The organism is Bacteroides sp., assembly GCF_030151085.1.
GTDB lineage: Bacteria > Bacteroidota > Bacteroidia > Bacteroidales > Bacteroidaceae > Bacteroides.
This window is the reverse complement of record NZ_JASLER010000114.1, coordinates 18824-31465: the sequence shown is the minus strand read 5'-3', so window position 1 is coordinate 31465 and position 12642 is coordinate 18824. Positions and strand designations below refer to the sequence as shown.

Genomic DNA, 12642 nt, shown 5'->3' with positions numbered 1-12642 from the left:
AATAAATAGAGCTATAGCCCTGACAATAAATAAATCCGATTATTACTGCCGATTGCACCATCATATAAACAAATGATACCGCCACATGAGAAATCTTCAACTCATTAGCCATGATCTGATACAGATGTTTCCGATGCGGTAGACCGATATTCTCATGAAGCATCAGGCGATGAATTATTGTCAGAACACTATCCACACCATAAACCGCCAATAAGATAATCCAACTGAAATCTCCAGTTTGTATTATTAGCTTACCGATCAAAAACAGAATGATAAAAGCAATACTCACTGAGCCCACATCTCCAGCAAAGCACTTCGCTTTCTTACGAAAATTAAAGAAGCAGAAGACCAATACAGAACAAAGCACTGTATAGATGATACCTTCATTTACAAAAGGAACTATTTCTTTATCTATATAAGCTAGCGCAACAAGGATCACAAGCGAATAACCACCTGTGATTCCATTGATTCCATCCATGAAATTATAGGCATTGATTATACCGGTACAAACTATCAGTGCAATAACAACCCACCACCAAGATAAAGAAAACAATCCCCACTGATAGAACATTAACGCCATAGCAGAGAAATGGAACAATAATCTAGTTATCTGTCTGGTAGATTTTATATCATCTACAAAGCTGATGAATGTAACCAGAGTCAAAGCCAATATAAACCATGGATATTCAAAACCACTCGTCAAGAAATAAGCCAATGCACCGAAATAAAAGATTATCCCACCACCACGTAAAGTGACCTTCGTATGAGAGCTTCGCTCATTGGGCTTGTCTATGATATTACATTTATCAGCCACCCTAAAATAAAAAAGTTCTGCTAGAAATAGCAGAACCAATATAATCAGATAATACATACCCGTACTGTACCCTATTTTAATTCTTTAATTACTAATTTTTAATTTAAAAACGATTTTATCGTTTTTACGATCCCCTCTTCAGCCCGCACAGGCATCTTGTCAATGCCCAAAGCTGCCTTTATCTTAGCATTACTAACTACATAATTCTCCGTCAACTTATGCAAACGCTCCGTGTTCAACGGAAGATGCAGCAAGGTCCCTAACCCAGCACACCCTTCCATCATACCCTTGTTCATTCTCCAAATATGCGGCTTACGTCCCAAGACTTCACACATCAAAGCTATCAAATCATTCGTTGATAGAGCTTCGTCATCGCCCATATGATAAATACCACTTGCAACGTCCTTAGTCAATAAGCCCTCTACAACATAACAAAGATTACCAATCGAAGTAAAAGACCTTCTATTTTCAAAATCACCCAAAGGCCAGGGAATACCTTTCCTCACTACATTATAGAGCAAATTCAGATTACCTTTATTACCGGGACCATGAATCATGCAAGGACGTAAGATATAAACTTCTTTGTCATCACACGGAGCAACTTTCAATTTTCCATTATCAACTCCCAACTTACTAAGGATGTAATTCTCAGCAGCAATCTTGCTTTCGCCGTATGGTCCTACCGGAGTTGGTATTACACCCTCCATAAGTATATCCCCCACTACACGATCAGCAGCAGCTTTCACTGAACTGAAAAAGATAAACTTCTTCGCAGACGATTCTAAAAAGAAGTCGAATATCTTCCGTGTTAACCCCGTATTGATATCGAAATACACCTGAGCAGCTGAATGATTTTTTGTATCATGAGCTTTGCCTGCCAAATGAATGATGGCATCAAAATGAGGAAGATTCTGCATAGGGTATGAAGCAGGATCAATATCCTTCCAAGAGAAAGTATTTATCACCCCCTCTTTTTCAGGGGTAATTATATCTAAACCATAAAGGCTATGACGCTCCTTTAGGGCGACAACAAGATTGGACCCCACAAAACCGTGGATGCCGGTTATAAGAATGTTCATGTAGAAAACAAATATATAAAATAGAGATTATCTTTGACTAAATCACAAAATGCATAACTAAATTATTTTTTACTAAATAATCAATTATGGCATAACCTTGTCATAAAAAGAGGAGTGAAAAGTTTAATTCTACGTCCTTTCGTATTTTTTCATATCTTCTTATCTTAATCACTATTGCTGTATACATTAATCAGTTCTTAAATATGTGGTAGAGGTAAACTGAAAAGATATAAAAAGCAGTATGTCATTTTAAACAGTTGTAATTATTACTATAAACTATTCAATTTGGTTCTTATTTTCTTAAAAAAATTATGTGGTAAATAGATGACAAGAAATATAAATATTGCTTTTAAATACGAGTATCCTAAAACCGTTCGATAAATACTTATATTATATTTTATCAATGCCCATTTATTTCTAGATATAGAATTTTTTCTTACTCTATAATAAGCTAAAGGTTCTTTTATACCATATGAGACCTTACACTGAGATAATATTTCTAACCATAATCCCCAATCTTGCCGTTTCCTTACAGAAGGAAAATACATTTTCCCGACTTTTTCCACATCATAAATAGCTGTTAAACAACCTATTCCATCTTCACGTTTCATGGATCTATAATCAATAACAGACATACAAACAGATACCCCCATGATTGTTTTAGATTCATCCATTACCATATAAGAACTATAAGACAATGCACAATCTTTTAATCTCATAAATTCTAATTGTTTTTCTAATTTCTGTGGGAACCACCAATCATCACTATCACAAAATGCAATAAAACGTCCTCGAGCGTTTTCAATTGATTTATTCCTACATATACCAGCACCACTGTTTTTTTCTATTTTTAATAACTTGATACGAGAATCTTTAGCTGCATAACCTATTATTATTTCAACTGAATTATCTGTTGAACAGTCATCTGTAATTAAAAGTTCCCAATACGGATATGTCTGACTTAAAACCGACTCTATTGTATCTTTTATATAATTGGCCGAATTATATGACGGAGTTATAATAGAAACTAATCCATAATTTTCCATGCAATCCCAATTTTAGTTATCAAATCATTCTAAAAGTTAGTGCCCATCTTTCATTTATCACATAATCTTTCATAACAATTATCCTATTTTCAAATAATCAATGTCTTTCAACTCCGACGCACTAAATACATTCCTTCCGTCTATCAACACAGGATTCTTTTTCATAGCCTTCTTTATTACCTCCCAACTTGGCATACGGAATTCTTTCCATTCCGTTACATGAAAGATGGCATCTGCGTCAATGACAGTATCATACATGTTTTTACCGTAAGAAATAGAATCGCCTATACGACGTTTACATTCATCCATTGCCACCGGGTCATAAACACAAATTTCACAACCGGCCTTCAGTAAACTATCAATCAACACTAACGCTGGAGCTTCACGCATATCGTCAGTTTCCGGCTTAAAAGCAAGCCCCCAAATAGCAACCTTTTTATCCTGGACATTTCCGCCAAAATGCTTCTTAAACTTTTCAAACAAAATATTCTTTTGGCTCTCATTCACTGCTTCTACAGCATTCAATACCCGCATATTATATCCATGCTTTGCAGCAGTCTTAACCAAAGCCTTTACATCCTTTGGGAAACAAGAACCGCCATATCCACAACCCGGATACAAAAACTTACTACCTATACGACTATCTGTACCAATGCCCTTGCGTACCATATTAACATCTGCCCCTACCAACTCACACAAATTGGCAACATCATTCATAAAACTGATACGAGTAGCCAACATTGAATTAGCCGCATATTTAGTCATTTCTGCAGAAGGAATATCCATGAATATTACACGGAAATTATTCAGTAGCATCGGTTTGTAAAGGCGGGTCATTAACTCCTTGGCTCTCTCACTTTCTACCCCTACCACTACACGGTCAGGTTTCATAAAATCATCAATGGCATTACCCTCCTTCAAGAACTCCGGATTAGAAGCTACGTCAAAATCCACTCGTACACCACGTTTATCCAACTCTGCCTGAATTGCTTCTTTCACTTTCTTTGCAGTGCCAACAGGGACAGTACTTTTCGTCACCATTACTAGATATTTATTCATGTGTTGCCCAACAGTCCTTGCAACTTCCAATACATAACGCAAATCCGCACTACCATCTTCATCCGGAGGAGTACCTACCGCGCTAAACACTACTTCTACGTTATCCAATACTGAAGCTAAATCCGTGGTAAAGTGTAAACGGTCTGCTTTCACATTGCGTAATACCATACTATCAAGATTTGGTTCATAGATAGGAATCCCACCTTTTTTCAGGCTTTCTATTTTCTGTGCATTAATATCTACACACGTTACATTGGCACCCAATTCTGCAAAACAGGTGCCAGACACTAAGCCAACGTAGCCTGTGCCAACAATTGCTATATTCATAAGATAAATTTAGACATAAAAATTTGGAGCAACTATCGGTTAAAAGATAGTCACCTATGCGCAACACTTCCTGCAAAAGCGGCGACTAGAGGGAATTATTTCATAAAATGTATTTAGAAACAATCTCTTTTCAAACCCAGTCTCACTTTCATTCGTAATCACTCCATCGCAACTTTCTTAAATGGTGTAAAAAGTATAGAGATTGATGGTGGTATTTAAAATTAATCCTCCATAAATGTCACTATAGGGTGACACATTACTACCACCTCCGGCTAATCCAGGACAGAGAGAGGCATTATTCCTTACTATTATAAACCAATGTTTTATATAAATTAAATGTTCTTTTACCAATTCTATCCCAAGAATAATAAGAATGTATCTTATTCCATGCTTCTTTATCATTCTTTTTAGCTTTGACAGAAGCCTTGTCGACTATCAGCTTTTTAATCATAGCAGCAAATGAATCATAGTTAGGCTCTCCCATATCCCACCCTATATCTGCTATTTGAAGAGGTTCGTATAAACCACCGACATGGGATACCAACACAGGAACTGATTCATTGAGTGCCGACATTAATACGCCACTCTGAGAAATGTTTATATATGGCAGTAAAATAACATCAGAGAGCCTTGACAGAGCAATATATTCATCATCAGTTATATATCGATTCAGCAATATCACGCTTTCATTTTTCACCAAAGAATTTGCATAGTGTTCTGGAGTTTTACCTGCTATAATAAAAGTAACTTGGTTTTCTTTCAAAAATGGAGTGTGCTCTTTCAAGTAGCTATTCACTATATCTATTCCTTTGTATATACTTTGAGAGCCGAAACTAGTTAGTATAATTTTTTCACTAAGGCCTTCCTTTTTTACTATGTCCTCACTGATTTTAACGATAGCTTCATCATTGTGCTTTATTTCTACCAAACCATGCTCTATAACTGAAATCTTATCAGATTCAATATTGAAATCTGTAATCAATTCATTTTTTGACGATTTAGCGTGAACTACTATTGCAGTCACCAATTTATAAATAGGTTGATATGCCTTAATTGACTTTCGTTTCAAATCATCGTGCGGTAGAAGATTATGAGCCGTATAAACGACTTTGGCACCACAAGCCATATATGCCCATATAAAAAACCTGTCAATGAAAGGAACTCTTATCCATTGAATATGGATTATTTGTGGCTTTTGCCGAAATGCCAACCAAAGTATGATACACAACGAACAAATGTAACTGATAAGCTTTATAAACTTATTTGAAATTTTATTGTATGAAAAAACTCTTTTAAAACATATATTCTTTATATTTTCATCAAGGTCGTAATGAGCACTACAAAAAAAAGTAATTCCATTTAATCTTGAAAGAGAGTTCAAAATACTGTAGTCATATATAGCTAAGTTATTATATGACATAGGATCAATATAAAATATTTTCATTTTCGATTTATCTAAACCATACTCGGTGACCTAATTTATATTTCAAAGCTTGTTCATCGCGTTTCCTGATTACTTTGGCAGGATTACCTACAGATATACACATAGGAATTAGGATTAATATAAAATATATACTTTAAATAAAGCTATTTTTGAATTAAATTCTGGATATACCAAATTGCTTTAGAATATTCATCAACGGATTTATTATCTTTTTTAAATCTTGAAACGACTCTAAATAACTTTCTATTATGAATCATTTTTTTTAGAATCTTTATATGATTAAGATTGAATTTCTTACAATAGTAACAGCAAGAGTCAACAACTAATTTATCGCTTGATGATGAAAAATGTCTTCCTGACGATAAATGGATAAAATTCAATTCCTTATTATACAAAATTGCCCCTTTGCCAAACTTCTGAAAAATTCTATTTTTTATGTCAGACTCTTCATTATACATGAAAATATTTTCATCAAAAAGACCAATATCTAAGAAACCTTTTTTTCGTATGAAAAAACAAGCACCAACAATATACATTGTAGAAGGATTAAATTTGTCAAAATAGTTAGCTGCTTTATTAACAAATATATCCGAAAGGAAATGCGTGTACGGTGAATCTACACGAAAGGAAATGCCTTTTGAATCTTTTGATGTCCATTGCTTCATTCCTAACATAATAGTACCAGAAGATTTGTCAAATACATTAAGTGCTTTTTTAAATATTGGTTGCATTAACCTGACATCCGGATTCATTATGAGAATAATATCACCCTTAGCCGCATTAATTCCTACATTATTTCCTTGACCATATCCTCCGTTCTTATCATTTCTTATAATATGAATTGAAGAATATTCTGAGGTAACAAAAGAGTTTAGTTCTAGGAAATCGTCACTTTTATTATCTACAATAATAACTTCTAACAAACTATAAATATCATTATATTTATACAAAGAACTCAAGCATTCTTTTAATAATGTCAAAGAATTATACGTTACAATTACTACCGAAAGTTTTATCTTATGCATAAATTAATTTTATCTTTAAATGAAACGCCTATAAAAAACCAATAAATAAAACTTGAATAGAACAGGTCAAACACATTTGTACCTATAGCTTGCATTAAATAAATTATAATAACGCATAACACACTCCACTGTCTCAATTTGTACAAATGTAACAAAGCTAAAAAATTTAGAAAAAGAAAACATAATAACCCTATAAATCCGATATCACCTAATATCCTAAAATAATTTCCGTCAGGACAAGTAATCGGGAACCCAAAATTTACTCCTTTATGACTCATAGTTCCTATTCCTAATCCTCCCCAATTATGCATTGCTGCATCAATAATTGAAATCCATTGATTAGTCCTTTCAGATGCAGCACCTCCTATTCTGTCAAACCTACGAGTCAAGATATCAAAAAACAAAAATTCATCACTCCATGAGGTTTGAATTTTATATATTAAATAAATAGCAGTGATTAAAACTGCAGAAAGCACAAATGCAACTCTACGATTAATCTTAAAAGAGAAGATTTTTATTTTACTGAAAACAAAAACATATAAAAGAGTACTTGCAGTCATGCTTATCCAAGCTCCCCGTTGCATAGACATTATACAGCCTATACAAAAAATCAGAGCTAAAATACATCTTTTTTTTCCTGACAATAGAGAAATTGAAAGTATAAAAGACGAAGAACATATCACACCAATTGACATAGAATCTCCTAAATAACTGACTAAACGTGGAGACGTTCCATATACTTCGTATTGAGATGGTAGCGCCCTTTCTACAAAAGACAAATAGAATGACGGCTGAAACATAGAAAATATAATTCCCATCCCTATCAAGAAAGCATTGCAGTATAAAATAAATTGAACTGATTTGTATAGCTTATGATTATCAATACATCTTCCTAAATTAAAGAATAATAATTGAGGTAATACTAAATATGAAATGCCGTATATAAGAATTATTATATGATTTTGAAGGAAATAACTATATTGAGAAAACATTCCAAAACCACAAGATAATAATTCTATACATATAAAAAAATTAAAAACATTTTTATAATAAAATGATTTAGATTTTAGAATTCTTTTGCTCAAAAAGAAAAAAGAAAAAATCGAAATCAATGAAATTAGTGCTCCTGTTTGTATAGGAGTATGCATTGAAATTAATGCACCTACATTCAAAATTAAAAATGATAGAATTAGTAACCAATATGGTATATTTTTGATAATAAAGATATGTCTGCCTATTTTCATAAACGATTCATGGCTTCCATTACTCGCTCCATTCTATTATCCCAAGAGTTTTGTGTAAGGAATTGCTTTATGGATTCACGGTTATTTATATTATATAAATACTTGTTATCTACAATTGTCTCAATTATAGACCTAAGGTCATCTATTGAAGAATACAAATAAACATAATCAGAAAATTTCTCACTCTCCTTATATCTCGTGGCTATTATAGGCTTCATTGACCAAATATACTCATACAACTTAACCGGGTTGACAGATTCAATGAGAGGAGTTACTTGAAAAGGCATAATTAATATATCAGCACACTTCATTATACCCCATATTTCATCATGTTTACATACTCCTAACACATGAATTCTATGATGATTAGGAATAGTTATTTCCGTGTCTATTGGACCTATTAAATAAAGATGCAAAGAATCTTTTGAGTCTAACAATTTTACTACATTGTCGAAATCAAACCAAGTTGCAATTGTACCAATATACACCATAGAGATTGAATTACTGTCAAATACAAATCGTTGATTCACCAAATAAGAAGCTTCCATATCAGGATATGTAGAGGCATTATTTACAATATGAATAACTCTCTGTACTCCACTACGAGACAGCATCACATTCTTTAAATTTTCTGCAGAACAAAAAACAAGGTCAGCCTTATTCAACAACTCTGTTTCAACACTTTGCATTAACTTTTTATCCAATCTCCTCGGAAATGCTAAATCGTCATCCATACAGTCATAAATAAGTTTTGCATTCTTAGGGATTAGATCTTTTATTTTATAATAATACAAAAGTGAAGGAACCCAAATATAATCATAATCATTAAATGAAATTTTGGCTTTTAATAATAGTTTATTGATATAATCAAATAGCTTAATTACAGAACACTTAAAAGGAGAATACAATGGCAATGCATTGAAAGATAAGAATGAAATACCCTCAACCTTTTGAGTTGGTAATTGCTTACTTGCCCCAAATTTTATTACTCTTTTATCCACAACAGTTAAATCAAAATATTGAGATAACTTTTCTGCCAAGAAATGCGGCCGCTGTTTAATCCATCCCCAAGGCACGTGCATAAAATATAGTACCTTAGGCTTTTGAAGTTTATTTTTCATTCCTTATTTCAATTTTTCTACAATTCTACCACAAGCCAATCCATCCCCGTAAGGATTGACAGCTTTGCTCATTCTATCATAATACGCTGCATTATCAAGCAATGCAGACACTTCGCCTACTATATTATTATAGTCAGTGCCTACTAATTTCACCGTACCTGCTTCCAAAGCTTCGGGGCGTTCAGTAGTGTCACGCATCACCAATACAGGCTTACCTAATCCAGGAGCTTCTTCTTGTATGCCACCGCTATCGGTCAACACCAAGTGACTCTTTTCCATGAGATAAACAAAAGATAAGTACTCTAAAGGTTCAATAAAGAAGATGCTGTCAAGATTCGACAAGTTTTCACCAAAGACCTTATAAATAGGTTTGCGTACATTTGGATTGAGGTGCATGGGATATACAAAATCCACATTGGGATATTTATGAGTCAGGTCCTTGATGGCTGTACACATAGAGATAAAACTATCTCCAAAGTTTTCGCGCCGGTGACCAGTAATCAACACTAACTTTTTACCCCCCTTCAAACGATTCACATCATAGCCAGCATTCCTCAAGAAGACTTCGAGTTCCGCATCCATTTTTTTTTCATTTTTGATTTTGTCCACTACCATGTAGAGTGAATCAATCACAGTATTACCGGTTACGGTAATTGTTTTCTCGCTTATACCTTCATCCAACAAGTTCTGACGGCTCAGCGGTGTGGGCGAAAAGTGATAAGTAGCTATACGTCCGGTAATTAAGCGATTCATTTCTTCTGGCCATGGACTATAAATATTATGTGTACGCAATCCAGCTTCCACATGCCCAACAGGAATTTGTTGATAGAAAGCAGCCAAAGCAGCAACTGTTGAAGTAGTAGTATCACCATGCACTAATACTACATCAGGCTGCACCTCTTTCAATACATCACGCATGCCAATAAGCACACGGGCCGTCACATCATAGAGGTCCTGCCCCTGCTTCATTATATTGAGATCATAATCAGGCTTGATATCAAAGATCCGCAACACTTGGTCTAACATTTCGCGATGCTGACCTGTGACACATACTATTATTTGAAACTCTTCTTGGTACTTTTGAAACTCCTTAACTAATGGAGCCATTTTGATTGCTTCAGGACGAGTGCCGAAAACGAGCATTATCTTTTTCATCACAACTATTTATTTAAGATGATATTTTAATCGACTTATTATTTCATCCCTTTTGGAGGATATAATCATATTAATCTTTGCCCAATCTATTGTGTGATCTATTAGTTCATCATGATAGTCATTTTCACAATAAATCATTCGATTTTCTAATCCTAACATAGTCAATATGGATACAAACCGTTCTGCCCCTCTTTCTTGATTTACATAAACAAGGAACGGTTTGTTGAAAATAATAGAAAAAACAGTACCATGAAAAGAGTCTGTAATTACATAATCAGAATTTGCGATACGAGATAACCACTCTTCAACAGGAGGAGCAACTCTCTCGTTGAGTGGTAATCTACCATTTTCCGCATTTGTATTAAAAGCATATATACTTAAACCTCGCCTATCTGCAACCTTATCAACAACAGTCTTTTTTGAAATATTTACATCCAAAATATAAGTAAATAAATACTTTTCATTATTTGTTTTCTCTCTTATAAATTTAGAATAGGTTGATGGATTAATTAATAAAGTGGGATCTAAATCCCAATATATCGCATTTGAATATTCTAAATTATCTTTAATAAGTTGTATTGCATTTTGCTCTCTTACAGAAACATATGAGAAATTTTGAATTAAGTTTTTACAAACCTTTGTTTCTTTTAATTCATATTCCCATGCTCCAACTCCCAATGACGCAGCATAAGCAATTTTCTTTATTGAAGGATTGATACCTTCCGCAAAATAATTTTTTATTCCCCAAACATATTTTGGACGCCATACCTGGTCACTGCCTATAACTAAAATATTCACGTTTTCATTAATAAAACGACGAAGTTTTTTCTCGGAATAGATATTTTCTGTGGGGTTAAGATATTTGTCTATAAACGATTGCGTATTTTGGCTACTATAATTGTAATCAGATGCAATTGTAAACTTTGTAAATTGACCATAAAAGAAATGTCTAAATAGCATTTTTACAAAGAAATAGACTTTTGATTTTATCTTATATTTCCGCTTATAACTAATAACGCAAACAGTATTATTATCATTTAATTCCTCTAAAACATTTTTTAGTGCATAGGTTTGCATTATACCACCAAATCCTATATTGGGTGTAATAGTAAGAATTCCTATTTTCATTGATTAAGAATGTATCTAATTAATCTATTTATATATATCAAGAGCCTTTTTCCAGCTGAAATGTGAAGAGCTTTGGTTGTTGAGGTTATAACCGAATTTGTTTTTTTGTATGTTTCCCAAAATATAGCCCTTTCTTTTGAAATTCTTGCTGCCATACAATATGAACGATTATATAAACATACTGTCTCATAATTGCTTTTAATCGTTTCAAGGAGTAAATCCTTAACAATATTTTCGCCTTTGATTGTGTGTAAAACTAAAAGTCCTACACCTTTTTTATCTTCAAATGAAGGCATAGCCTTCTCAATTCCCCAAAAATCTCCTATTGTAATATCACTATTAGACTTACCATCTTTAGCAGGGCATTTGAAACATGAAGGCCTAGATATTAGTTCATGTAGAAAAGCATTCATAAAAGTTTCATCTTGGTGGTTCTTACTTAAAATAATCTCATCTTTTCCACTATAATTGAGAATTTGTCCGCGCACAACAAAACCATAATTTTTCCAGTCATATCCATTTAATTGCTTTTCTCTAAATGTAATTGAAGAGATTACAGTACATTTTTTTTGTGTTGTAATTTCCTCAAGATATCTTCGCCATATTCCAGGGCTTGGTACCCCATGACATACAAAATCTATAGTTAAAAGATTTTCGTAATTTTGTGACAAATAATTATGCAAACCACGAATTTGACATGGGGTACCTGCAAATAAGACCTGCTGACCTTTCTTCAAAAACGTCTCTACGGTTATATATGAATTTCCGATACGACTTTGAAGATACTTACTTCGCATTAAAGGTACTAATTCCTCCAATGTTTGTGCATAACAATGTTCTACTTCCCAATTGTGATTAAAACATGCACCGAATACAACACCACCTTTTTTTATTGTTTCTTCAGCCAAAAGAATGAATATACCGCCTGAAGAACTATTAAGTCTCTGTTGTTCATTGATATTCTTTGCAGCAAAAATCTTTATAGGCTTTTTTGCATAACTTTCAGTCAAAAAGGGGCACACCTTTTCACATAGTCCACATTTTATGCACAAAGATTCTTCAATTACTGGATAAAGAAAACCTTCTATATCTTCTTGCATTGTAATACAATGCTTCGGACAACGTTGTACACATGCTCCACAGCCACAACATTTTGATTTATCTACAATATTAATCATGTATTAGCAACTTGTTTATAAA

Annotated in this window: 11 protein-coding genes and 1 pseudogene; all 12 read right to left on the bottom strand. The window is 33.4% G+C overall.

Features of this window, described 5'->3' with window-relative positions; all coding sequences use genetic code 11:
* On the bottom strand, positions 1-871 hold an 871-nt coding region (locus tag Q1W14_RS21885), incomplete at its 3' end, for a glycosyltransferase family 4 protein (RefSeq protein WP_300705014.1).
* Positions 872-912: 41 nt separating this feature from the next.
* Positions 913-1893: an NAD-dependent epimerase/dehydratase family protein gene (locus tag Q1W14_RS21880; protein ID WP_300705013.1), complete on the bottom strand. Its 981-nt coding sequence runs from the start codon at positions 1891-1893 to the stop codon at positions 913-915.
* A 269-nt stretch (positions 1894-2162) separates the two neighbouring features.
* Positions 2163-2939: a glycosyltransferase family 2 protein gene (locus Q1W14_RS21875; RefSeq protein WP_300705011.1), complete on the bottom strand. Its 777-nt coding sequence runs from the start codon at positions 2937-2939 to the stop codon at positions 2163-2165.
* A gap of 78 nt (positions 2940-3017) precedes the next feature.
* The gene (locus Q1W14_RS21870; protein ID WP_300705009.1) at positions 3018-4325 is read right to left on the bottom strand and encodes a UDP-glucose/GDP-mannose dehydrogenase family protein; all 1308 of its coding nucleotides are present in this window, start codon (positions 4323-4325) and stop codon (positions 3018-3020) included.
* 180 nt (positions 4326-4505) lie between these two features.
* A pseudogene (locus Q1W14_RS21865) lies at positions 4506-4637 on the bottom strand (dehydrogenase); the annotation flags it as partial.
* The gene (locus Q1W14_RS21860) at positions 4621-5769 is read right to left on the bottom strand and encodes a glycosyltransferase family 4 protein (RefSeq protein WP_300705007.1); all 1149 of its coding nucleotides are present in this window, start codon (positions 5767-5769) and stop codon (positions 4621-4623) included. The pseudogene Q1W14_RS21865 and the gene Q1W14_RS21860, both read right to left, overlap by 17 nt.
* Before the next feature lie 143 nt (positions 5770-5912).
* On the bottom strand, positions 5913-6794 hold the full coding sequence (locus Q1W14_RS21855) for a glycosyltransferase (RefSeq protein ID WP_300705006.1): 882 nt from the start codon (positions 6792-6794) through the stop codon (positions 5913-5915).
* On the bottom strand, positions 6782-8038 hold the full coding sequence (locus tag Q1W14_RS21850) for an O-antigen ligase family protein (RefSeq protein ID WP_300705004.1): 1257 nt from the start codon (positions 8036-8038) through the stop codon (positions 6782-6784). Before Q1W14_RS21850 ends, Q1W14_RS21855 begins: the two co-directional genes overlap by 13 nt.
* On the bottom strand, positions 8035-9159 hold the full coding sequence (locus Q1W14_RS21845) for a hypothetical protein (RefSeq protein ID WP_300705002.1): 1125 nt from the start codon (positions 9157-9159) through the stop codon (positions 8035-8037). The genes Q1W14_RS21850 and Q1W14_RS21845 overlap by 4 nt, the downstream gene beginning before the upstream one ends.
* Positions 9160-9162: 3 nt before the next feature.
* Positions 9163-10314, bottom strand: coding sequence for a non-hydrolyzing UDP-N-acetylglucosamine 2-epimerase (wecB, locus tag Q1W14_RS21840; RefSeq protein WP_300705000.1), 1152 nt, complete (start codon positions 10312-10314; stop codon positions 9163-9165).
* Positions 10315-10323: 9 nt separating this feature from the next.
* Positions 10324-11442 carry a polysaccharide pyruvyl transferase family protein gene (locus tag Q1W14_RS21835; RefSeq protein WP_300704998.1) on the bottom strand — a complete coding sequence of 373 codons (1119 nt, stop codon included), beginning with the start codon at positions 11440-11442 and terminating at the stop codon, positions 10324-10326.
* Complete coding sequence (locus tag Q1W14_RS21830; protein WP_300704996.1) at positions 11439-12620, bottom strand: Coenzyme F420 hydrogenase/dehydrogenase, beta subunit C-terminal domain; 1182 nt, start codon at positions 12618-12620, stop codon at positions 11439-11441. The genes Q1W14_RS21835 and Q1W14_RS21830 overlap by 4 nt, the downstream gene beginning before the upstream one ends.
* Positions 12621-12642: the final 22 nt, after the last annotated feature.

Coding starts and splice junctions, on each gene's coding strand:
- Q1W14_RS21880 (WP_300705013.1), bottom strand. CDS start 1,893: ATGAACATTCTTATAACCGGCATCCACGGTTTTGTGGGGTCCAATCTT.
- Q1W14_RS21875 (WP_300705011.1), bottom strand. CDS start 2,939: ATGGAAAATTATGGATTAGTTTCTATTATAACTCCGTCATATAATTCG.
- Q1W14_RS21870 (WP_300705009.1), bottom strand. CDS start 4,325: ATGAATATAGCAATTGTTGGCACAGGCTACGTTGGCTTAGTGTCTGGC.
- Q1W14_RS21860 (WP_300705007.1), bottom strand. CDS start 5,769: ATGAAAATATTTTATATTGATCCTATGTCATATAATAACTTAGCTATA.
- Q1W14_RS21855 (WP_300705006.1), bottom strand. CDS start 6,794: ATGCATAAGATAAAACTTTCGGTAGTAATTGTAACGTATAATTCTTTG.
- Q1W14_RS21850 (WP_300705004.1), bottom strand. CDS start 8,038: ATGAAAATAGGCAGACATATCTTTATTATCAAAAATATACCATATTGG.
- Q1W14_RS21845 (WP_300705002.1), bottom strand. CDS start 9,159: ATGAAAAATAAACTTCAAAAGCCTAAGGTACTATATTTTATGCACGTG.
- wecB (WP_300705000.1), bottom strand. CDS start 10,314: ATGAAAAAGATAATGCTCGTTTTCGGCACTCGTCCTGAAGCAATCAAA.
- Q1W14_RS21835 (WP_300704998.1), bottom strand. CDS start 11,442: ATGAAAATAGGAATTCTTACTATTACACCCAATATAGGATTTGGTGGT.
- Q1W14_RS21830 (WP_300704996.1), bottom strand. CDS start 12,620: ATGATTAATATTGTAGATAAATCAAAATGTTGTGGCTGTGGAGCATGT.